Annotated in this window: 17 protein-coding genes; 5 read left to right on the top strand and 12 right to left on the bottom strand. The window is 69.1% G+C overall.

What is annotated here, in order from left to right:
* Positions 1 to 126: 126 nt before the first annotated feature.
* A complete protein-coding gene (locus C7H84_RS29115; protein ID WP_121862035.1) occupies positions 127 to 1,563 on the bottom strand; it encodes a DUF1254 domain-containing protein in 1,437 nt (478 codons plus the stop codon).
* Between the two features lie 374 nt (positions 1,564 to 1,937).
* Here C7H84_RS29115 and C7H84_RS29120 point away from each other — a divergent pair, with 374 nt between their 5' ends.
* The gene (locus C7H84_RS29120; RefSeq protein ID WP_121862036.1) at positions 1,938 to 4,790 is read left to right on the top strand and encodes a heavy metal translocating P-type ATPase; all 2,853 of its coding nucleotides are present in this window, start codon (positions 1,938 to 1,940) and stop codon (positions 4,788 to 4,790) included.
* Positions 4,791 to 4,961: 171 nt separating this feature from the next.
* Here the strand turns inward: C7H84_RS29120 and C7H84_RS29125 are convergent, their stop codons facing one another.
* The 3 genes from C7H84_RS29125 to C7H84_RS37680 form a co-directional block, all read right to left on the bottom strand.
* The gene (locus tag C7H84_RS29125; protein WP_121862037.1) at positions 4,962 to 5,441 is read right to left on the bottom strand and encodes a GNAT family N-acetyltransferase; all 480 of its coding nucleotides are present in this window, start codon (positions 5,439 to 5,441) and stop codon (positions 4,962 to 4,964) included.
* Positions 5,442 to 5,587: 146 nt separating this feature from the next.
* Entirely contained in the window at positions 5,588 to 5,743 is a 156-nt protein-coding gene (locus tag C7H84_RS36595; RefSeq protein WP_162999399.1) for a hypothetical protein, read from the bottom strand.
* Between the two features lie 175 nt (positions 5,744 to 5,918).
* Positions 5,919 to 6,395 (bottom strand): hypothetical protein, encoded by a 477-nt coding sequence (locus C7H84_RS37680; RefSeq protein WP_121862038.1) that lies wholly within the window; start codon positions 6,393 to 6,395, stop codon positions 5,919 to 5,921.
* A gap of 387 nt (positions 6,396 to 6,782) precedes the next feature.
* Between C7H84_RS37680 and C7H84_RS37685 the strand changes: the two genes are divergently transcribed.
* Entirely contained in the window at positions 6,783 to 7,427 is a 645-nt protein-coding gene (locus C7H84_RS37685) for a hypothetical protein (protein WP_346428399.1), read from the top strand.
* A 151-nt stretch (positions 7,428 to 7,578) separates the two neighbouring features.
* On the opposite strand, the gene C7H84_RS29140 is transcribed toward C7H84_RS37685, so the two are convergent.
* The gene (locus tag C7H84_RS29140; RefSeq protein WP_121862040.1) at positions 7,579 to 8,277 is read right to left on the bottom strand and encodes an MgtC/SapB family protein; all 699 of its coding nucleotides are present in this window, start codon (positions 8,275 to 8,277) and stop codon (positions 7,579 to 7,581) included.
* Between the two features lie 109 nt (positions 8,278 to 8,386).
* Between C7H84_RS29140 and C7H84_RS29145 the strand changes: the two genes are divergently transcribed.
* The gene (locus C7H84_RS29145; RefSeq protein WP_121862041.1) at positions 8,387 to 9,496 is read left to right on the top strand and encodes an AGE family epimerase/isomerase; all 1,110 of its coding nucleotides are present in this window, start codon (positions 8,387 to 8,389) and stop codon (positions 9,494 to 9,496) included.
* On the opposite strand, the gene C7H84_RS29150 is transcribed toward C7H84_RS29145, so the two are convergent.
* Positions 9,469 to 11,094 carry a methyl-accepting chemotaxis protein gene (locus tag C7H84_RS29150; RefSeq protein ID WP_121862042.1) on the bottom strand — a complete coding sequence of 542 codons (1,626 nt, stop codon included), beginning with the start codon at positions 11,092 to 11,094 and terminating at the stop codon, positions 9,469 to 9,471. The genes C7H84_RS29145 and C7H84_RS29150 overlap by 28 nt on opposite strands.
* Positions 11,095 to 11,439: 345 nt before the next feature.
* On the opposite strand from C7H84_RS29150, the gene C7H84_RS29155 reads away from it, so the two are divergent.
* Complete coding sequence (locus tag C7H84_RS29155) at positions 11,440 to 11,883, top strand: PaaI family thioesterase (RefSeq protein WP_121862043.1); 444 nt, start codon at positions 11,440 to 11,442, stop codon at positions 11,881 to 11,883.
* 76 nt (positions 11,884 to 11,959) lie between these two features.
* On the opposite strand, the gene C7H84_RS29160 is transcribed toward C7H84_RS29155, so the two are convergent.
* From C7H84_RS29160 to prpB, 5 genes are all read right to left on the bottom strand, one after another.
* A complete protein-coding gene (locus C7H84_RS29160; RefSeq protein WP_121862044.1) occupies positions 11,960 to 13,012 on the bottom strand; it encodes a CaiB/BaiF CoA-transferase family protein in 1,053 nt (350 codons plus the stop codon).
* A 139-nt stretch (positions 13,013 to 13,151) separates the two neighbouring features.
* Positions 13,152 to 14,342: a 2-methylaconitate cis-trans isomerase PrpF gene (gene prpF, locus C7H84_RS29165; protein ID WP_121862045.1), complete on the bottom strand. Its 1,191-nt coding sequence runs from the start codon at positions 14,340 to 14,342 to the stop codon at positions 13,152 to 13,154.
* A gap of 27 nt (positions 14,343 to 14,369) precedes the next feature.
* Positions 14,370 to 16,964: a Fe/S-dependent 2-methylisocitrate dehydratase AcnD gene (gene acnD / locus C7H84_RS29170; protein ID WP_121862046.1), complete on the bottom strand. Its 2,595-nt coding sequence runs from the start codon at positions 16,962 to 16,964 to the stop codon at positions 14,370 to 14,372.
* A gap of 81 nt (positions 16,965 to 17,045) precedes the next feature.
* Positions 17,046 to 18,218: a 2-methylcitrate synthase gene (gene prpC / locus C7H84_RS29175; RefSeq protein WP_121862047.1), complete on the bottom strand. Its 1,173-nt coding sequence runs from the start codon at positions 18,216 to 18,218 to the stop codon at positions 17,046 to 17,048.
* A 107-nt stretch (positions 18,219 to 18,325) separates the two neighbouring features.
* Positions 18,326 to 19,219 carry a methylisocitrate lyase gene (gene prpB, locus C7H84_RS29180; protein ID WP_121862048.1) on the bottom strand — a complete coding sequence of 298 codons (894 nt, stop codon included), beginning with the start codon at positions 19,217 to 19,219 and terminating at the stop codon, positions 18,326 to 18,328.
* 170 nt (positions 19,220 to 19,389) lie between these two features.
* Between prpB and prpR the strand changes: the two genes are divergently transcribed.
* On the top strand, positions 19,390 to 21,372 hold the full coding sequence (gene prpR, locus C7H84_RS29185; protein WP_121862049.1) for a propionate catabolism operon regulatory protein PrpR: 1,983 nt from the start codon (positions 19,390 to 19,392) through the stop codon (positions 21,370 to 21,372).
* 80 nt (positions 21,373 to 21,452) lie between these two features.
* Here the strand turns inward: prpR and C7H84_RS29190 are convergent, their stop codons facing one another.
* A complete protein-coding gene (locus C7H84_RS29190; RefSeq protein WP_121862050.1) occupies positions 21,453 to 22,112 on the bottom strand; it encodes an ABATE domain-containing protein in 660 nt (219 codons plus the stop codon).
* Positions 22,113 to 22,262: the final 150 nt, after the last annotated feature.

Genomic DNA, 22,262 nt, shown 5'->3' on the forward strand with positions numbered 1-22,262 from the left:
GGACCGCGCCGGAGAACCGGCACGGCCGCGCACGCGATCCCGAAAGTATAGGCTGAGGTGGTGACGGAACGGCGTTCGGGCGCTAGCGCCGCGCCCGCGAATCGGACAGCGGCGGCGCCTATCCGTTCATTTCCGGACGACGGCGGGCGGCATCCACGAGCCGTCGCTCGCTTGCGGCTTCGGTGCGTAGAGGCGCAGCGCGAGCGCGAAGTCGGTGCGCGGCGCCGGCAGCCAGTTGGCCGTGTGCGTGCCCGGCGACGCCGCTACGACCACGTCGATCGACCCGTCGTGATTGCGACGCAGCCGGTCGCGATCGCCGAGCGAGCGGCGCGCGGAGCCGACGTCGGGCAGCGCGCCGTTGGTCGCGTACGGCGTGAGCGTCCAGAATCCGCGCACCGGCGGCAGCGCGCCCGGCGCGAAGTGCAGCACGTAACGGTTCGCGCCGTTCAGCGGGTGGCCGTCGCTGTCGACGTGCACGAGCGCGAGCGTCTCGTCGTCGCGCGTCGCGGTGCCGAACTGCGTGTAGGCCGCGTACGCGCGCAGCGCGTAGTCCTGACCGTACTTGCCGGCCGTGTCGCCGAGCCAGCTCCAGCCGTTCGCGTTCAGCAGATTCGGCGGCGGCGCCGCGAGCCGTGCGCGCGCCTCGGCGACGCCGGCCGTCGCGGCGCTCAGCCGGTCGCCCGTCCACAGCACCGGGTAGCCGGCCGACACGCCGATGTCGGTCAGCAGTTCCTGCGCGTGTGCATCGTCGGCGGGTGCCGGGTTGTCCTGCAACGCCTGCGCGAAGCGCGTGAAGAACGCCTTCGGGTCGAGCGCTGCGACCTGCTCGGCCGGCGTGCCGCCGCTCACGGCTTCCGACGGCGCGCTGCCCGCGTGGACCGCGACCGACGCGCCGCGCGCGCTGCCCGTATAGACGGATAGCGGCACCACACGGATCGCGCGCTGCAGCTTCTTCGCGTTGGTGAGGTCGCGGCCGCCGCTCGTCTGCAGCCGCACTTCGAGCCACGCGTTGGCGGAGGGCACGTTGATCCGCAACGCACCTTTCGGCAGCGTGCCTTGCCAGCCCTTCGCGGCAAACGCAATCGTTTGCGATCTCGCGGCGCCGCGTGCGCCTCGCGTTGCCACGCTCGACGACGACCACAACACGTTCGTCCACATGTCGAGCGCGCGCGCATCCCAGTAGCGGCCCTGGGTATCGGGCAGCGTGACGATCACCGGCTCGGCGCCGACGTCGAGCCAGCCGGTCGAGTCGAGCGTGTCGACGCCCGGCAGCGGCGGGTTGAGCGCGCCGACGGGCGGCAGCGCCTGCGCGTGACGCAGCGTGTTGAGCGGTGCCTGGCCCGGCTGCGCGCCGTCGCCGCCGGTCGCCGCTTCCTTCGCGACGTCCATCAGCACGAGCGGATATGCATACACATAGGAGTCGGCCACTTCGGCGCGCATCCAGCCGGTCTTGCGCTGGATCGCATCCGGTTGCGACGCGCATCCTGCCAGCAGCGCCGCGATGGCCAGCGACGCGCCTGCCGCGCGCCGCGGAGAAATGGATTCTCGTAGGTTTTCAATCATTGAGTACTGGCCGAATATCGTTCTTGTCAGTCAACGCCTTGTTCGACTCACGCTCGGCGAAAGCAAGGCACCCCAGCCTGCCCGGTCACCGCTTCGCTCGGCGGGCGCTGATGTCAGGCCGGTATCATAGCGCCTAAGGGCATCCCCCAATATGCCGAATAACGGACGGGGCGGTAGCCGGCGTGTCGCCGGCCACCTCCATTGATCCGGCCCCTTGTCGAACCGCCAGCCGCCGACGCCGAGCGGCATGACAGAAGAAAATGCGGCGGCCGTCGACACGATCCTGTATTGCATCGCCCCCTTGACCTTCCCATCATGGGAATGTTGATACTGGAGTCATTCGCGGTACGAACCGCGCTTTTGGGAAATCCGACATGACTGAACCACTCGCTTCCGCGGGCGTGCAAACAATCGAACTGAGCGTCGACGGCATGCATTGCGGCGGCTGCACGGGCCGCGTGCAGCGTGCGCTCGCCGCCGTGCCGGGGGTCGTCGAAGCCGCGGTCGATCTCGACGCAAATGCCGCGACGGTCACCGCACGCGGCACGGTCGAGCACGCGCAGCTCGTCGATGCAGTTGGCGCAGCCGGCTATCGCGCGGCCGTGCGCGAAGCGGCGGTCGAAGCCGCCGCGGGCGCGCATGCGGCGCACGTGACGGGCAGCGAAGCGCCGCCAGCCACGGCCGCGGCGACGGCGCCCGCCACCACGATCGAACTCGAGATCGACGGGATGACCTGCGCGTCGTGCGTTTCGCGTGTTGAAAAAGCGCTGGCGAAGGTGCCGGGCGTCACGCGCGCGTCGGTCAACCTCGCGACCGAACGCGCGACCGTCGATGCCGCAACGGACGTTTCCGCGTCGCAACTGGTCGATGCCGTCAAGCAAGCCGGCTATGGCGCGACGCCGACCGCCCCGGATGCCGCCGGCGTAGCCGCCAGTCCCACGATGCCCGCCGCCCCCGCCAGTATCGAGCTCGACATCGACGGGATGACCTGCGCGTCCTGCGCCGGCCGCGTCGAGAAGGCGCTCGCCGCGGTACCGGGCGTGACGCACGCATCAGTCAATCTCGCGACCGAGCGCGCGTCGGTGCACGGCGCCGGCCCACTCGACGCCGCCACGCTGATCGCCGCGATCACGACGGCCGGCTACCGCGCATCGCTTGCCGCCGCGCCGGACGCGGACACCGGCGCCGGCGCCACCACCACGCTCGGCGTCGAAGCCCGCGCCAGCGACCCCGCGCCAACCGCCGACGCCCGCAAGCGCCGCGAGGCGATCCGCGAACGCAACCTGGTGATCGGTTCGGCCGTGCTCAGCGCACCGCTCATCGCGCCGATGCTCGTCGCGCCATTCGGCATCGACGCGATGCTGAACGGCTGGCTGCAGCTCGTGCTCGCGTCGCTCGTCCAGTTCGGCTTCGGCGCGCGCTTCTACCGCGCCGCGTGGCATGCGGTGAAGGCGCGCACCGGCAACATGGACCTGCTCGTCGCGCTCGGCACGTCGGCCGCGTTCGGCCTGAGCCTGTGGATGCTGCTGCGCGACCCCGCCGATCCGGGCCATCTGTATTTCGAGGCATCGGCCGTCATCGTCACGCTGGTGCGCTTCGGCAAATGGCTCGAAGCGCGCGCGAAGCGCCAGACGACCGAGGCGATCCGCGCGCTGAACGCGCTGCGCCCCGACCGCGCGCGCATCGTCGAACACGGCGTGGAACGCGACGTGCCGCTCGCGCAGGTGCGTGTCGGCACGACTGTCAGCATCCGCCCCGGCGAGCGCGTGCCCGTCGACGGCCGGATCGTGTCGGGCCGCTCGCACATCGACGAATCGCTGATCACCGGCGAAAGCCTGCCGGTGCCGAAGGACGACGGCGATCCGGTCACGGCCGGCTCGATCAACGGCGAAGGCGCGCTCGTCGTCGAAACCACCGCGATCGGCGCGGAGACGACGCTCGCGCGCATCATCCGTCTCGTCGAATCCGCGCAGGCGGAGAAGGCGCCGATCCAGCGGCTCGTCGATCGCGTGAGCGAAGTGTTCGTGCCGGCGATCCTCGGCATCGCCGTGCTGACGCTGATCGGCTGGCTGATCGCCGGCGCCGGCACCGAAACGGCCATTCTCAACGCGGTCGCGGTGCTCGTGATCGCGTGCCCGTGCGCGCTCGGTCTCGCGACGCCCGCCGCGATCATGGCAGGCACCGGCGTCGCGGCGCGCCATGGCGTGCTGATCAAGGATGCGCAGGCGCTCGAGCTCGCGCAGCGTACAACCGTGATCGCGTTCGACAAGACCGGCACGCTGACCGAAGGCAAGCCGTCCGTGACGGCGTTCGACGCCGTCGGCATCCCGCGTGAGCAAGCGCTCGCTCTCGCGGCAGCGGTCCAGCGGCACAGCGATCACCCGCTCGCGCGTGCCGTGGTCGCCGCGCACGATGCGGATGCCGTGGCGCGGGGCGCCGCCGCCGGCTCAGCCGAGGCCGTCGCGGCCGATGCGCGCGCGGTGGCCGGCCGCGGCGTCGAAGCGCGCGTCGACGGGCAATTGCTCGCGCTCGGCAGCACCCGCTGGCGCGACGAACTCGGCGTCGTCGTGCCGCCCGAACTGGACGCGCGTGCCGCGGAACTTGAACGCGCGGGCAATACGATTTCCTGGCTGATGCGCGCCGATGCGCCGCGTGCACCGCTCGCGCTGATCGCGTTCGGCGACACCGTGAAGGCGGGCGCGCGCGCCGCGATCGCGGCGCTGTCGGCACGCGGCGTCGCGAGCGTGCTCGTGACGGGCGACAACCGCGGCAGCGCGACGGCCGTCGCGGCGTCGCTCGGGATCGGCGAAGTGCATGCGCAAGTGCTGCCCGACGACAAGGCGCGCGTCGTGGCCGAACTGAAGCGCACGCACGGCGGGATCGTCGCGATGGTCGGCGACGGGATCAACGACGCGCCCGCGCTCGCGGCTGCCGACGTCGGCATCGCGATGGCGACCGGCACCGACGTCGCGATGCATACGGCCGGCATCACGCTGATGCGCGGCGATCCGGCGCTCGTCGCCGATGCGATCGACATCTCGAAGCGGACGTACCGGAAGATCCAGCAGAACCTGTTCTGGGCGTTCGTCTACAACCTGATCGGCGTGCCGCTCGCGGCGCTCGGCTGGTTGAACCCGGTCATCGCGGGGGCGGCGATGGCGTTCTCGAGCGTCAGCGTCGTGACCAATGCGTTGTTGCTGAGGAGATGGAAAGGCCGCGCGCGTTGAAGCGCGTCGTGACGGGCGCCGGATCGTCCGATGGGCGTCCGGCGCTTGTCCATATATAGGGAATGTTGCTTGTGGCGCTGGCCGGCCCGTGAGGTGCCGGGCCGGTTGCCTGTGCCGCGCCAGAACGAAGAAACGAAGAAACACGCGTCGCCGGCATGCACGCGAATGACGTCAGCCCGGAACGACCGGCTTGATCAGCGTCGTCGTGATCGGTGCGAAGCCGCAGGCGCGGTAGAGCGCACGTGCAGCCGTGTTGTGATTGAACACCGACAGCCCGATCTCGGTGATGCCGTGGGCGCGCGCTTCGGCCTCGAGCGCGGCGAGCGCCTGCGTGGCCCAGCCCTGGCGGCGCCGGGACGGACCGATGTCGAGGTCGTAGATGAACAGCGTGCGGTTCGGGCCTTCGGTCACGATCGCATACCAGAGGTCGCCTACCGTGTCGCCGCTGGCGCCATCGATCAGCTGGACGAGGGTCTGGCCGGCAGTGTGCAGGCCGTCGGGCAGCAGCGTGTCGAAGCACGCGCGGGCACGGACCGCCGCGTCGTCGGTCGCGTTCTGCCCCGATGACACGAGATCGCGCGCGTAGCCGTCGATGGCGCGCGTGCGGTATGCGTCGAATTCGCCGGCCGTCATCGGCCGCATCTGCAGCATGGCCCGGATGTCGCAAGGGAAGTCGGACTTCCAGTGTAGCGGGACGGTCGCACCGGCGCGCGATGCGGCGGCGGATATCGGGCAGGCAGTGGCGGCGGGCGCCGGACCGGCGGATCGGCGAATCAGCGAATCAGCGAATCAGCGAATCAGCGACGGTACAGGACGATCGGGACGAGGTTCGAACGACGCAGGCGCTCGACTTCGGCGTGACGCGCAGCGTACGAATATTCCGCGTCGAGCGGAAGGTGCGGGGAGACGAACAGGTCGTCGATCTTTTGCAGCAGGGCAAGAATGAAGCTCATGTGAGACTCCTGACAGATGGCGCTAGGGTTTTCCCTTATACGAGCTCCATTCTAAGGGTTTTCCCTGAAGTCTGCCAGCGCACCGCATCAGTTTGTCGCACTCCCACCACCGCCCCAGAACTGCCGAACCTGACCGGCCTGCTCGGGCCTGGGTTTGCAGGTAGGGTCGGACGATTTAATGCGTTCGGCGTGCGCGTTTCACGGCGGTCGCCTCGCGGTTCGCATTGCGCTGAAGCCGGTCGACCTGCGACAGCATCGCTTCGTGATGTTCCTCGAGCGTCATCAGCGTTGCCTGCTGCGTCGACAGATCGGCGGCAAACCGATCGATCCGCTGTTGCCGGGCCTCCAGATCCTGCTTCAGATGCGCGATCTGTCTTGTTTGCAGCACCAGCGCGACGAGCCCCGCGAACACGACGACCGCCAACGCCAGCAGCAAGCGGTTGACGCGACGCATCTCGCGATCGGCCGCCTGCTTGATGCCTGCCGTCTCGGCCTGCAGCGTGGCGAGTCGCTCGGATAGTGGGCGGAGGTGCGTGTCGGGATCGAAGGCCGGCGCGCTGGCCCCGGCGGCTGGTTGCATGTGATCGGCCGAGGGCTTCGTCACGAACGACGCCGCGGACACGACCGGTTGCGCGACCGGCGATGCGGACATTGCAGGTTCCGGCGCAGTATCGCGGGCGCTCGAGGCGCTCGGCGCATTCGGCGCATTCGGCGCATTCGGCGCATTCGGCGCATTCGGCGCATTCGGCGCATTCGGCGCAGTTGCGGCGGTTGCGGCAGTCGCGGCAGTCGCGGCAGTCGCGGCAGTCGCGGCAGTCGCGGCAGTCGCGGGCTCGACGAGTTCCCCGATCGGCTGCGAGTCAGCGGATGGCGCGACGTCCAGCGACGGAATCGATTCCGGCTCGCCGCCAACCGCCGCCGCTGCCGGCGCATTGCGCACGGCCGCCGCTTCGCGCGCGCCGCTAGCCGCACGTCGCTTACCGCCCGAGGATGCGCGACGCGCTTTCGGCGTCTCGCCGCGCGTTCGCGACGCTTCACCGTGTGTGACGGCCGTCGCCGCACCTACAGCCTCGTCGGCCGCTTTCACGGCACGATCGCCGACGACTGTGTCGACCTCACCGCGTGCCGCACCGTCAATCGCCATAGAGCGACTGGTTTGCGTCGCGGCCGCGTTGTCATCGACAGACACATTGCCGGCCGTCATCGGACCGCCAACAATTGCCGGCTGGCCGGCTGCAGTCACGGCGACACCATCGGACTGCCGCGCATCGTCGAGCCTCGTTGCATCGGCAGCGGCCGCGCGCACGACATCGGCGTCGACATCGGCGTTGACCACCTCCCCGTTACCGCGCGTCGACGCAGACGCCGCCGTCGTCGTAACGCCGGCACCCTGCGCCACCTCACCGCCAGCGCCACCGCTCGCAGCGAATCCCTCGAGCGTCGACTGCCGACCGCCGTCCTCGCCATCCGCGACCGCGGCCGCCGTCTCGACGTCCGCCACCGCATCATCGCGCGCAACGCCCGGCGCACGCGCAGCCGGGTCGAGCACCGGATCGCCGAACAGGTCGAGCGTGCGTTCGTCCCGCGGCGCATCGCTGCTCGCCGCGCCGCCGGACCGCGCGGTTGCCCTGGCGGCGGTGTCTGCCGCGGCCGCGGCGGAGCGCGGACGCGAACGGGCCGATGAACGGTCGGAGCGGGAACGGGCGCGAGGCAGGGAAACGGATTCGGTCATGGAGTCGGATTACCGGCCCGCGAACGCGGGACCGAAGGTCGAACGGAATCGGTGTCGGCCATTGTCGCATGACCGATCGCCGATCCGGCCGGTCGGATGCCGTCTATTCGTCGCCCGACAACCCGTTGCCTTCCTCGAATCGCGTCACGCACGACAGCGCGCGCAGCTTGTCGCAGATCGCGCGGTATTCGAGCTCGGACACGCGCCCGAGCGCGATGCGCACCTCGTCGCGCTCGCCCGTGTCGTCGGCGCGCTGCACGATGAACTGCTTGACGCGCGCGCTGTCGGGGCCGAGCGCCGCGTGCAGCGAATCGAACGTCAGCGCGCCGCTCACCACCGTCAGCGCGAGCTGGCGGCGCTGCCGCACCGTGAAGTAGCGCCGCTCGAGCGGCTTGATGCCGGCCAGGATGATCAGGATGATGATCGTCGCGGAGATCGACGCCACGTACAGCCCGCCGCCCACCGCGAGGCCGATCGCGGCGACCGACCACAGGCTCGCCGCCGTCGTCAGCCCGCGCACGATCTCGCCGCGCAGCAGGATCGAGCCCGCGCCGAGGAAGCCGATGCCCGACACCACCTGCGCGGCGATCCGCGATGGATCGAGCACGACGTGGTCGCTGCTGCCGAGCACGTCGGCGAAACCGTACGCCGACACGATCATGATCAGCGTCGCGCCGACACAGACGAGCATGTGCGTGCGCAGGCCGGCCGCCCATGAAAGGCGCTCGCGCTCGAAGCCGATCACGCTGCCGAGCGCCGCCGCGAGAACCAGTCGCATCACGAGTTCCAGGTTGCCGAGCATCCGGTTTTTCTCCTTTTTAGAATGGCCGCGCGGAATGGTTTATCCTTGGCCCCGGCCGCGCCTCTCCGGGCCGCGCCGACCCAATTCGATCCAAGCGCTCAACCCCGCCATGTCCGTTCCCGCTTCCGCTTCCGCCCAGGCCGCCCGATTGCGCGACCATTTTGCGCACGTCATCTTGCCCATCTGGCAGGGTTCAGGGTTCGACCACACGCTGCGGCTGCCGTTCGAGGCCGTCGATCCGGCCACCCACGCACCGCTGCCCGTCACCCGTTATCGCGCCATGGCGTGCGCCCGGCAATTGTTCGTATTCGCGCAGGCCGGCAACACCGCGCACGCGGCCACGCTGTTCGACTCGCTGTGCAGCCGCTTCCGCGACCCGCGCCACGGCGGCTGGTTCTACAGCGTCGACGCGCAAGGCGCGCCGCTCGACACGACCAAGGACCTCTACACGCACGCGTTCGTCGTGTTCGCGTGCGCCGCATGGCATGCGGCGTCGGGCGACGCCGCGGCGCGCACGGTCGCCGAAGAAACCGCCGCGCTGATCCAGGACCGCTTCGCGCCGCAGCCGGGCGACGCACTGCTCGACGCCGCCCGTCACGCCGATTTCTCGTCATCGGGCAGCGGCGCGCTGCAGAACCCGCTGATGCACCTGACCGAAGCGTGGCTCGCGGCGGCCGATGCGTTCGGCGACGCGGCGTTCGACGATGCACTGCTGCGCACCGCGCAGGCGGTCGAGCGCACGTTCGTCGACCCGGCGACCGGCTGCGTCGCCGAGCTGCCGCTCGGCGCGGCCGACAACCGCTTCGAGCCCGGCCATCAGTTCGAATGGTTCTATCTGGTCGACGCGGCCGGCGCGCGCCTCGCGACAACCGGGCTTGCCGACGCGCTCGCGCGCGCGTTCGTGTTCGCCGAGCAGCACGGGATCGATCCGCACACGGGCGCCGTCTGTGCGGCCGTCGACGCGCAAGGCGCATGCATCGACGACACGCAACGGATCTGGGCTCAGACCGAATACCTGCGCGCGCTCGCGACGCACGGCGGCACGCCGGCGTCCGCGCCGCTCGCGCAGCAGATCGATCGCTTCGCCGCGCGCTTCCTGCATCCGCGCGGCTGGTTCGAGTGCAAGTCGGCCGACGGGCAGGTGTCGCGCGCCGACATGCCGTCGACGACGCCCTACCATCTCGCGACCGCTTACGCGGCGCTGCCGACCGCTTCGTAACCGGCGTCGGCCATCGACGACGCGCGCGGCTCGCGAACCCCGCGAGCCGCACGCGCGTCGCCCAGCTCGAACACCGACACCGCCTGCATCAAGTGCGCGGTCTGGTCGTTCAGCGACGCGGCCGCCGCCGCGACTTCCTCCACCAGTGCCGCGTTCTGCTGCGTCAGCTGATCCATCTGCGTGACGGCCTGGTTCACCTGCTCGATACCGACGCTCTGCTCGACCGACGCGGCCGTGATCTCCGACATCGTCTGCACGACGCGCGTGATCGATGCCGAGACCGTCCGCATCGCGTCGCCGGCACGCTCGACCAGCTCCGATCCGCCGTCGATCTGCGCGACCGATTCCTCGATCAGCGCCTTGATTTCCTTCGCCGACTGCGCGCTGCGCTGCGCGAGCGAACGCACTTCGCCCGCCACGACCGCGAAACCGCGGCCCTGCTCGCCGGCCCGCGCGGCCTCGACCGCCGCGTTCAGCGCGAGGATGTTGGTCTGGAACGCGATGCCGTCGATCACCGAAATGATCTCCGCGATCCGCCCCGAGCTCTGCGCGATGCCGCGCATCCGGTCGATCACGCTGTCGACCACGCCGCCGCCGTGGCGCGTCGCGTCGAGCGCCGCGTCGGCTAGCGCGCTGGCCGCGCGTGCGCTGTCGGTGTTCTGGCGAACGGTCGCGGTCAGCTCCTCCATGCTCGCGGCGGTTTCCTCGAGCGACGCTGCCTGCGTGCCGGTGCGCGCGGACAGGTCCGCGTTGCCACCGGCGATTTCGCCCGCGCCGAGGTGAATCGCGTCGGACGCGTGACGCACGGTGCGCACGGTGTCCGCGATGCTCGCCTGCATCGTGGCGAGGCCGCGCAGCATCCGGTCGATCTCGAACACGCCGCCCGCGCGCACGGCTTCGTCCAGCCGGCCCTGCGCGATCCGCTCGAAATGGCGGCCGGCTTCATCGAGCGGCGCGACCACGGCGCGCCGCGCGGCCGCGTAAATCGCCGCGCTCGCCGCGAGCATCGCCACCAGCAGCACGATGCCGACCCACTTGAACCACTGCATCCCGCTGTCGATCGTGTCGAGCGCGTCGCGGCTCGACGCGCCGCCGTACTCGACGAAGCGGTGCAGTTCGGCGATGTACGCATCCTGGAAGCCTTGCGTCGGCTGATCGAGGAACGCCTGGATGTTGTCGGCGTCGAGGAACTGCACGAGTTCCCCCAGCGCGCCGCGCAGCGCGCGATAGCGCTCGGCGAGCGCCGCGACGCGCGCGCGGTTCGTTTCGTCGACGGCCTGCGCGGCCGTCAGCGCGCCGAACGCCTTGTCCGCTTCGGCGAGCGAAGCGCTCGCATGGCGGATGATGTCGTCGGGCTTCGGGCCGCCGCGGACCATCCGCGTGCCGGCACGCGACAGGTTCACGCGTGCGTCGAGCAGGCGCTCGGTGGCCTGGCTGGCTGCGTCGACCTGCGCGATCGCGACGTTCGACAGACCGTCGACACCGCTGCGCGTCGACGCGAGCGCCCAGAAGCCGAGCGCCTCGATCGCGAATAGAAAGAGGCAAAACACGGTCAACACGCCGAGCAGACCCGACGCGAGCTTGATTTTTCCGAACATGGGGAAGATTTCCTGGAGAGCCGACGATGGTGCAATGAGGAATGCCACGGCATTAGCGGCATTTCTTCGTCGGACTTTAGGGGCGCCCGGCTAGGGGCGCCCGGCTAGGGACGCCCGGCTAGGGGGCCCGGCTAGAGACGCCCGGCTAGGGATGTACGTATAAAGATCCGCTGCCCCATCATTCCTGTCGAATCGCGGTCAAACGAGGACAACTCCCACGTTCGACGCAATAATCGCGTCGCATCGCGCCGGCAATTGCACGAAAAGCGGACGAATTTCCTTGCTTATCCGCATCCCCCTTCCTAGAGTTCAGCGCAAGCGGACACGCATTGCGAGGCAATTCTGATGACGGACATCACGGACCGCGCGCGCGGCGCATTGCGCGCGCAACCGTTCAGCATGCTGCTGGGCACGGAGCTGATGCATATCGGCGACAACGAAGTGTCGCTGTGCCTGCCCGTGCGGGAAGAGCTGCGGCAGCAGCACGGCTTCGTGCACGGCGGCGTGGTCGGCTACCTCGCCGACAATGCGCTGACGTTCGCCGGCGCGCTCGTGCTCGGCCCGCGCGTCATCACCGCCGAATACAAGATCAACTACCTGCGGCCGGCCGTGAACGGCACGCTCGTTGCGCGCGCAAAGGTCGTCTATGCGGGTCGGCATCAGGCGACCTGCCAGTGCCATGTGTTCGTCATCGACGGCGATCACGAGCGGCTCGTCGCGATCGCGCAAGGCACGATCAATCGTGTCGGCGACGGCAAGATGCCGGATGCGCCGGAGGAAACAGCTTGAGCCACCGCATCCGCTCTGAAGCAACTCGACGGGGCACGCGCAGCGGCAAGCGGCAGACCGCATGCGCGCAGCTTCGTCAGCCTGGGTCATTCCCCTTCAACGGCAAGAACCGCGGCGCGACCCTCGCCCGAATATTCCCGTTCGCATCGGCCTGGTAGATCCCGCGCGCCACATTGTGCGGATGCACCGCCGCTTCGGCCACGCTCAGCACCGGCGCGAAGCACGCGTCCGTTCCTTCGAGCAGCGCGCGCCAATGCGCGGATGGCTGCTGCGCGAATACCTCCGCGAAACGCGCCTTCAGCGCCGGCCAGCGCGCGCGGTCGTACTGCGACGCCGGATCGACATCGGTCAGCCCGAGCCGCTGGACCAGCAACGCATAGAACGGCGGTTCGAGCGCGCCGATCGTCACGCATTCGCCGTCCGCACAGCGATAGACGTCATAGAACGGCGCATCGTGGAACAGGCTCGGCTGCGCGCCGTCGAGCTGACCGTTCGCGCGTGCCCACAGCGCGAGCGAGCCGAGCATCGATACGATGTCGACGATCGCGCCATCGACCACTCGCCCCGGGCCGCCGCCACGCACGTCGAACAATGCGCAGACGATCCCGAATGCAAGCCCCAGCGCGCCGCCCGCGTCGCCGACGACGGTCGGTGGCACGCCGGGTCGTCCGTCGCGCGGCGCGGACAATGAAAGCAACCCCGTCAGCGCGACGTAGTTCAGGTCGTGCCCGGCAGCCGACGCGAGCGGGCCGTCCTGCCCCCAGCCGGTCATCCGTCCGTACACGAGCTTCGGATTGGCGCGTGCGCAATCGTCGGGACCGAGGCCGAGGAGCTCCATCACGCCGGGCCGCAGCCCCTCGATCAGCGCGTCGGCCTGTGCGATCAGCGCGAGCGCCGCGTCGCGGCCGGCCGCGGTTTTCAGATCGAGTTCGACGATCGTCTTGCCTTCGCGCAGCAAGTCGCCGTCGCGGCCCTGCAGCGCGTCCGGTGCGCTGGTGCGGCCGGCCGGGCGCGCGATCAGCGTGATGCGCGCGCCCATTCCGGCGAGCATCCAGCCCGCGAGCGGGCCGGGGCCGAGACCTTCGAATTCGACGATATGGACGCCGGACAGCGGGGCACCAAGCGACATACGATTTCTCCTGTCGACCCACGTCAGCCCTTCAGCACCGACGCCTGCATCAACAAAAAACCCCTGCACAGCGCGGTACGCCGTGCAGGGATCGGTTGCTGCTCACCGCCGCCGGTACGCGAGCGATAACCGACGCGTATCAGAACGCATCCCCCGGCACGCGCACCCAGCCTTCCATCAGCACGCGCGCGCTGCGGCTCATGATCGCCTTCGTGACGGTCCATTCACCGTTCTCGCGCTGCGCTTCCGCGCCGACGCGCAGCGTGCCCGACGGATGCCCGAAGCGCACCGCATTGCGCTCGCCGCCGCCCGCCGCCAGATTGACGAGCGTGCCGGGGATCGCCGCGGCCGTGCCGATCGCGACCGCCGCCGTGCCCATCATCGCGTGGTGCAGCTTGCCCATCGACATCGCGCGCACGAGCAGGTCGACGTCGCCCGCATTCACGCGCTTGCCGCTCGACGCGACATAGTCGGCCGGCTTCGCGACGAACGCGACCTTCGGCGTGTGCTGACGCGTCGCGATCTCGTCGAGCGTGTCGATCAGGCCCATGCGCAGCGCGCCGTGCGCACGAATCGTCTCGAGCTTCTCGAGCGCCTTCGCGTCGCCGTTGATCGCGTCCTGCAGCTCCGTACCCGTATAGCCGATCGCTTCCGCCTCGACGAAGATGGTCGGAATCCCGGCGTTGATCATCGTCGCCCTCAGCGTGCCGATGCCCGGCACAGCCAGATCGTCGACGAGGTTGCCGGTCGGGAACATCGAGCCGCCCGCGCCTTCTTCCTCGGCGGCCGGGTCCATGAACTCGAGCTGCACTTCGGCGGCCGGGAACGTGACGCCGTCCAGCTCGAAGTCGCCCGTCTCCTGCACCGCGCCGTTCGTGATCGGCACATGAGCAATGATCGTCTTGCCGATATTCGCTTGCCAGATCCGCACGGTCGCGACGCCGTCGCGCGGCACGCGCGCGGCATCGACGAGGCCGCCGCTGATCGCGAACGGGCCGACCGCTGCCGACAGATTGCCGCAGTTGCCGGTCCAGTCGACGAACGCCTTGTCGATCGCGACCTGCCCGAACAGGTAGTCGACGTCATGACCGGGCCGCGTGCTCTTCGACACGATCACCGTCTTGCTGGTCGACGACGTCGCGCCGCCCATCCCGTCGATCTGCTTGCCGTACGGATCGGGGCTGCCGATCACGCGCAGCAGCAGCGCGTCGCGCGCGGCGCCCGGCGTCTGCGCGGCGTCCGGCAGGTCCTGCAGCCGGAAGAACACGCCCTTGCTGGTGCCGCCGCGCATATAGGTCGCGGGAATCCTGATTTGAGGAATGTGAGCCATGTTGTGCGTTGTCCCTGTGTGCCGCGGTCAAGCCGCCTGCGACGATTCGAGGAAATCCTGCGCGAATCGCTGCAGCACGCCGCCCGCGTCGTAGATCGACACTTCCTCGGCCGTGTCGAGCCGGCACGTCACCGGCACTTCCACACGTTCGCCGTTCTTGCGGTGAATCACGAGCGTGAGATCGGCGCGCGGCTGGCGCCCGCCGATCACGTCGAAGGTCTCGGTGCCGTCGATGCCGAGCGTCGTACGGTTCGTGCCCGGCTTGAACTCGAGCGGCAGCACGCCCATCCCGATCAGGTTCGTGCGGTGGATCCGCTCGAACCCTTCGGCGACGATCACCTCGACGCCCGCGAGCCGCACGCCCTTCGCGGCCCAGTCGCGCGACGAGCCCTGGCCGTAGTCGGCGCCGGCGATCACGATCAGCGGCTGCTTGCGATTCATGTACGTCTCGATCGCCTCCCACATCCGCATGACCTTGCCTTCCGGCTCGACACGCGCGAGCGAGCCCTTCTTCACCACGCCGTCGACGACCGCCATCTCGTTGACGAGCGTCGGATTCGCGAAGGTCGCGCGCTGCGCGGTCAGGTGGTCTCCCCGGTGCGTCGCGTACGAGTTGAAGTCCTCTTCCGGCAAGCCCATCTTCGCGAGATATTCGCCGGCCGCGCTATCCAGCAGGATCGCGTTCGACGGCGACAGGTGATCGGTCGTGATGTTGTCGCCGAGCACCGCGAGCGCTCGCATGCCCTTCAGCGTGCGTTCGCCGGCCAGCGCGCCTTCCCAGTACGGCGGACGGCGGATATACGTGCTTTGCGCGCGCCAGTCGTACAGCGGCGCCGCGCGCTCGCCCGCATCGGCCGTGCGCGCGAACATCGGTTCGTAGACCTTGCGGAACTGCTCGGGCTTCACGCTCGACGCGACGATCGCGTCGATTTCCTCGTCGGTCGGCCAGATGTCCTTCAGCGTGACGGGCTTGCCGTCCTTGTCATGGCCAAGCACGTCCTTCTCGATGTCGAAGCGGATCGTGCCGGCGATCGCATACGCGACGACGAGCGGCGGCGACGCGAGGAACGCCTGCTTCGCATACGGGTGGATGCGGCCGTCGAAGTTGCGGTTGCCGGACAGCACGGCCGTCGCGTACAGGTCACGATCGACGATCTCCTGCTGGATCTTCGGGTCGAGCGCGCCCGACATCCCGTTGCAGGTCGTGCACGCGAACGCGACGATGCCGAAGCCGAGCTTCTCGAGTTCGGGCAGCAGATTCGCTTCTTCCAGATACAGCTCGACCGCCTTCGAGCCCGGCGCGAGCGAGCTCTTCACCCACGGCTTGCGGGTGAGGCCACGCGCATTCGCATTGCGCGCGAGCAAGGCCGCGGCGATCACGTTGCGCGGGTTGCTGGTGTTCGTGCAGCTCGTGATCGCGGCGATGATCACCGCGCCGTCGGGCATCTCGCCCGCCTTCTCTTCCCACTGGCCGGCGATCCCGCGTGCGGCGAGATCGGACGTCGGCAGCCGCTTGTGCGGGTTCGACGGGCCCGCCATGTTGCGCACCACGCTCGACAGGTCGAACGTCAGCGTGCGCTCGTATTGCGCATCGTTCAGCGTGTCGGCCCACAGGCCGGCCGTCTTCGCATACGTCTCGACCAGCTTCACCTGCTCGTCGCTGCGGCCGGTGAGGCGCAGATAGTCGGTCGTCTGGCCGTCGATGAAGAACATCGCGGCCGTCGCGCCATATTCCGGCGCCATGTTCGAGATCGTCGCGCGATCGCCGAGCGTGAGGCTCGCGGCGCCTTCGCCGCGGAATTCCAGATACGCGCCGACCACCTTCTCCTTGCGCAGGAATTCGGTCAGCGCGAGCACGACGTCGGTCGCGGTGATGCCGGGCTGGCGCTTGCCGGTCAGCTCGACGCCGACGATGTCGGGCAGGCGCATCCACGACGCGCGGCCGAGCATCACGTTCTCCGCCTCCAGCCCGCCGACGCCGATCGCGATCACGCCGAGCGCATCGACGTGCGGCGTGTGGCTGTCGGTGCCGACGCAGGTGTCCGGGTACGCGACGCCGTCGTGCGCCTGGATCACCGACGACATCTTCTCCAGGTTGATCTGGTGCATGATGCCGTTGCCCGGCGGGATCACGTCGACGTTCTCGAACGACCGTTTGGTCCATTCGATGAAGTGGAAGCGATCCTCGTTGCGACGATCCTCGATCGCGCGGTTCTTCGCGAACGCATCCGGATCGAAGCCGCCGCACTCGACGGCGAGCGAGTGATCGACGATCAGCTGCACGGGCACGACCGGGTTCACCTTCGCCGGGTCGCCGCCGCGCTCGGCGATCGCGTCGCGCAGGCCCGCGAGATCGACGAGCGCCGTCTGGCCGAGGATGTCGTGACACACCACGCGCGCCGGGAACCACGGGAAGTCGCGTTCGCGCTTGCGCTCGATGATCTGCTTCAGCGAATCGGCGAGGATGGCCGGATCGCAGCGGCGCACGAGGTTTTCGGCGAGCACGCGCGACGTGTACGGCAGCGTGTCGTACGCGCCGGGCGCGATCGCTTCGACCGCGGCACGCGCGTCGAAATAGTCCAGCGACGTGCCGGGCAGGGGTTTGCGGTTGGCGGTATTCATGATGTGGGGCGGAATTCGGGGTAAGACGTTGCGCGCGCGCCGGCGGCCCGCATCTCGGGCGCGGGCGCGCGCGGCGGGCGATCAGCGCTTCTCGATCGGCACGAACTGCAGGTCTTCCGGACCGGTGTAGTTCGCGCTCGGACGGATGATCTTGTTGTCGACGCGCTGCTCGATGATGTGCGCGCTCCAGCCGGACGTGCGCGAGATCACGAACAGCGGCGTGAACATCGCGGTCGGCACGCCCATCATGTGATACGACACGGCGCTGAACCAGTCGAGGTTCGGGAACATCTTCTTCGCGTCCCACATCACCGATTCCAGGCGCTCGGCGATGTTGTACAGCTTCAGGTCGCCCGCTTCCTTCGACAGCTTGTGCGCGACGCCCTTGATCACCTTGTTGCGCGGATCGGAGATCGTATAGACCGGGTGACCGAAGCCGATCACGACTTCCTTGTTCTCGACGCGGCGGCGGATGTCGGCTTCGGCGTCGTCCGGCGAGCTGTAGCGGCTCTGGATTTCATACGCGACTTCGTTCGCGCCGCCGTGCTTCGGGCCACGCAGCGCGCCGATCGCGCCGGTGATCGCCGAGTAGATGTCCGAACCCGTGCCCGCGATCACGCGGCCGGTGAACGTCGATGCGTTGAACTCGTGCTCCGCGTACAGGATCAGCGACGTGTGCATCGCCTCGACCCACGACTTCGACGGCGTCTTGCCGTGCAGCAGGTGCAGGAAGTGACCGCCGATCGAGTCGTCGTCGGTTTCCGTCTCGATGCGCTTGCCGTTGTGCGAGAAGTGATACCAGTACAGCAGCACCGAGCCGAGCGATGCCATCAGGCGGTCGGCGATGTCGCGCGCGCCCGGCAGGTTGTGATCGTCCTTCTCCGGCAGCACGGTGCCGAGCACCGACACGCCGGTACGCATCACGTCCATCGGGTGGGCCGACGCCGGGATCTGCTCGAGCGCGGCCTTCAGCGCGTTCGGCAGGCCGCGCAGCGCGCGCAGCTTGGTCTTGTAGGCGGCCAGTTCGGTCAGGTTCGGCAGCGTGCCGTGCACGAGCAGATGCGCGATTTCCTCGAACTCGCACGATTCCGCTACGTCGAGAATGTCGTAGCCGCGATAGTGCAGGTCGTTGCCGGTCTTGCCGACCGTGCACAGCGCCGTGTTGCCGGCCGTCACGCCCGACAGCGCCACCGATTTCTTCGGCTTGAATGCGCCTGCGGCGGCCGGTGCTGCTGCGTCTTTCGTCTCGCTCATGTTTCCGTTCTCCAATGGGGATCTATCTCGGCCGGGGGCGGCGCTGCGGCGCGCGGCCCGGCTTCATGCAAAGCGTTCCGGGAACCGCGTCCCGGCGCGCGGGCACGTTACTTCTTGCCCTGCGCGAACAGCTCGTCGAGCTTCTGCTCGTACGCGTGATAGCCGAGGAAGTCGTACAGCTCGGCGCGCGTCTGCATCGTCGGAACGACCGCCTTCTGCGTGCCGTCGCGGCGCAGCGTCTCGTAGAAATTCAGCGCGGCCTTGTTCATCGCGCGATACGCGCCGCAGCAATACAGCGCGATGTCGACGTTCGCCTCGCGCAGTTCGTCGACCGTAAACAGCGGCGTCGAGCCGAACTCGGTCAGGTTCGCGAGGATCGGCACCTTCACGGCGGCCTTGAAGCGACGGTAGTCGTCGAGCGTCTTCATCGCTTCGGGGAAGATCATGTCGGCGCCGGCTTCCACATAAGCGATCGCGCGCTCGATCGCGGCGTCGATCCCTTCGGCCGCGGCCGCGTCGGTGCGGGCCATGATCACGAACTGGTCGTCGGTGCGCGCATCGACCGCGGCCTTCACGCGATCGACCATTTCGTCGATCGGCACGACTTCCTTGCCCGGACGGTGGCCGCAGCGCTTCTGGCCGACCTGGTCCTCGATGTGGACCGCCGCGACGCCCGCGTTGATGAACGAGCGCACCGTGCGCGCGATGTTGAACGCGCCGCCCCAGCCCGTATCGATGTCGACGAGCAGCGGCAGGTCGGTCGCGTTGGTGATGCGGCTCGCGTCGATCAGCACGTCTTCCATCGTGCTGATGCCGAGATCGGGGATCCCGAGCGAATTCGCGGCGACGCCGCCGCCCGACAGGTAGACGGCCTTGAAGCCGACGGCCTGCGCCATCTTGGCTGCGTACGCGGTGATCGCGCCGACCACCTGCAGCGGCTGCTCGGCCGCGACTGCCGCGCGGAATTTCGCGCCGGCGCTCTGAAGATGCGTGTTGCTCATGAACGGCCTCCTGAAGGAATGACCATTGACAGCAAGGACCGGGCCAGCTTGCGAAGCGCCGCTAACCCACTGATTCTTAACGAACCGGCACGCGTGCCGCGCCGGTCGGATATTTCAATTCGGCAATTTCGTGTTTCAAAAATGAAATCGCGCGCGCATAATCGGTCGCCATGGACCTCTCCTCGACCAAGCCCGTCGGCCCTGCCGACCGCGCGGTGCGCCCACGCATCTGGGCGATGGGCATCAGCCGCCTGCGCGACCTGTTTCGCGAGATCGCCGGCGAATTCGACGAACGCGCCGACGTGCGCATCGTCACGCGCGCGTATGAAGATGCGCTGAGCGCGATCGCGGAAGCCGGTACCGCGCGGCCCGACGTGATCGTCGCGGCCGGCTCGAATGGCGGCTTCCTGAAAACGCGTGCGCAAGTGCCGGTCGTGGTCGTGTCGCCGACCGGCTTCGACGTGATGCAGGCACTCGCACGCGCACGGCGCGACGCGACGCGGATCGCGCTCGTCAGCGCCGGCGAGACGCCGCCCGAAGTGCGCCGCTTCGTCGCCGCGTACGGCCTCGACGTGCAGTTTGCGTCATATCAGTCCGCGCAGGAAGCGGAAGCCTGCGTGCACGACCTGCACGATCGCGGCATCGAAACGATCGTCGGCCCGGGCCTCGTGACCGATCTGGCGGCGAGCGCCGGCATGGGCGCGGTGTTCCTGTATTCGCACGCATCGGTACGCAAGGCGGTCGAGACCGCGCTCGAAGTCGCGTACGCGACGCACGCCGAGGCGTTTCGCCGCCAGCGGCTCGACAACCTGTTGCAGCATCTGCGCGACGGCGTGGTCGCGCTCGACGCGCGCGGTCGCGTCGAGGCGATCAACGAGCGGCTCGCGTCGGCGCTCGGCGTCGAACCGGCGGCGGCCGTCGGCCGCGCGCTCGTAGACCTGCGGCCCGAGCTGCGCACGCTGCGCGGCGAGGACGGCGACGCGCTCGCGACCGTGCGCGGCGTGCGCTACGTCGTGCATCGCGGGCCGCTCGTCGATCGGGGCGTCACGTCGGGCAGCGTGCTGACGTTCCAGGAATCGCGCGCGGTCGAACGGCTCGATCGCGCATTGCGTTCGCAGCCGAACACGCAACAGTTCGCAGCGCGCTACGCGCTCGACGATGTGGTCGGCGCATCCGCGCCGATGGCGCGCGTGCGCGACCTGGTGCGCCGCTACGCGAAGTCCGATGCGACCGTGCTCGTGCTCGGCGAAAGCGGCACCGGCAAGGAGATGATCGCGCAGAGCCTGCACGCGCTGTCCGTGCGACGCAACTATCCGTTCGTCGCGATCAACTGCGGCGCGTTTCCGGAAGCGCTGCTCGAGAGCGAGCTGTTCGGTTACGAGGAAGGCGCGTTCACCGGCGCGCGGCGCGGCGGCAAGACCGGGCTGTTCGAGGCCGCGCATCGCGGCACGCTGTTTCTCGACGAGATCGGCGAGATGCCGCCGTCGCTGCAAAGCCGGCTGCTGCGCGTGCTGCAGGAGCGCGAGGTGATCCGCCTCGGCTCGACCGAGCCGATCCGGATCGACGTGCGCGTGATCGCCGCGACGCACCGGCCGCTGCTCGCGGCCGTCGAGGCCGGCACGTTCCGCGCGGACCTCTATTACCGGCTCAACATCCTGAACATCGGCCTGCCGCCGCTGCGCGAGCGCGCCGCCGACATTCCGGCGCTCGCGGCCACGCTGCTCGTGCAGGCCGCGCGGCGCGAGCCGCGGCTGGCCGAGCGCGTGCGCGAGGTCGACGATGCGATGCGCGTGCTCGACGCGACGCAGGCAACGCTCGCGCGCTACCGCTGGCCCGGCAACGTGCGGGAACTGCAGAACGTGATCGAGCGGATCGCGGTGGAGCTGGCCGAGGAAGCGGACGAGGACGATCCGGGCGCCGCATGCGCGGCGCTCGCGCCCGACGCGCTGCAGGCGATCGCGCCCGAGCTGTTCGCGCCGCCACCCGAGGCGGCCGATGCCGATGACGCGCAGACGCTGCAGGCACGCCGTCGCCGCGCGGAAGCCGACGAGATCCGCGCGGTGCTCGACGCGTGCGGCGGCGACCGCGATCGCGCGTGCGCGATGCTCGGCATCAGCAAGACGACGCTGTGGCGCAAGTTGTCGGCGAAATAGGTTCGGGCGGGATGCGCGGGATGCGCGCGATCGCGGCCTGACCCGCTGGATGCGCTGGATGCGCTGGACGCGCGCCGCCGTCAATCGGCCTTGTGATAGTGGCGGTATGCTTTCGCGCGATTGCCGCACGACGACATCGAGCACCAGCGGCGGCTGGCGTTCTTGCTGTCGTCGATGAACAGCCACTGGCATGCGTCGTTCGCGCAGCGCTTGACCTTCGCGAGCCGCGCCCCGCCGAGCAGGTCGGTCGCCGACCACAGCACCGGGCTCAACAACCGCGCGAGCGAGGCGTGCGCTTGCGGGATCCGCCACGCATAGCCGCCGTCGACCCGCGCGAGCGCGACGCGCGGCGCCGCTTCCGCCAGAAAGCCGCCCAGCAGCGCGAGATCGTCGGCTTGCGGCTCGCGTCGCTCGGCCTGCGCGTGAAAGAGCCGATACAGCGCCTCGCGCAACGCGAGCGCGCGCGCCAGCGTCGCCGGCGCGTCGCCGTTCTCTTTCTCCTTCCCGTTCTCCCGTGCGCGGCACGCGTCGGTCAGGCCGGCCGGCACGCGCGCCTGCTCTCGGCACCACGCGAACAGGTCGTCCAGCGTGCCGAAAGTCTCCGTCGGCGCGTCGGCGCCGCGCCAGTACAGCGTGTTCGCGAAGTCGATGCTCAACGTCTCGGACGGTGCGGGAATCAGGCAGTCCGCCGTGACAGAAGGTTGCGTTTTACTCATGACGCGATCGTATCTAACCACCATGCCGGTTGACAAGCAGTCGAGCGGTTTCTAACATAACCAGCATGGTGGTTAAGAACGGAGGGCTGCACTGAGGGCCCCTCTCGTTTCAACGAGCCACAGACCAACGATCGCCTTTTCCAAGGAGTTATCCACACGGCCCGCGGCCGGTCG

The sequence above is a fragment of the Burkholderia sp. Nafp2/4-1b genome, assembly GCF_003635165.1.
Lineage (GTDB): Bacteria > Pseudomonadota > Gammaproteobacteria > Burkholderiales > Burkholderiaceae > Burkholderia.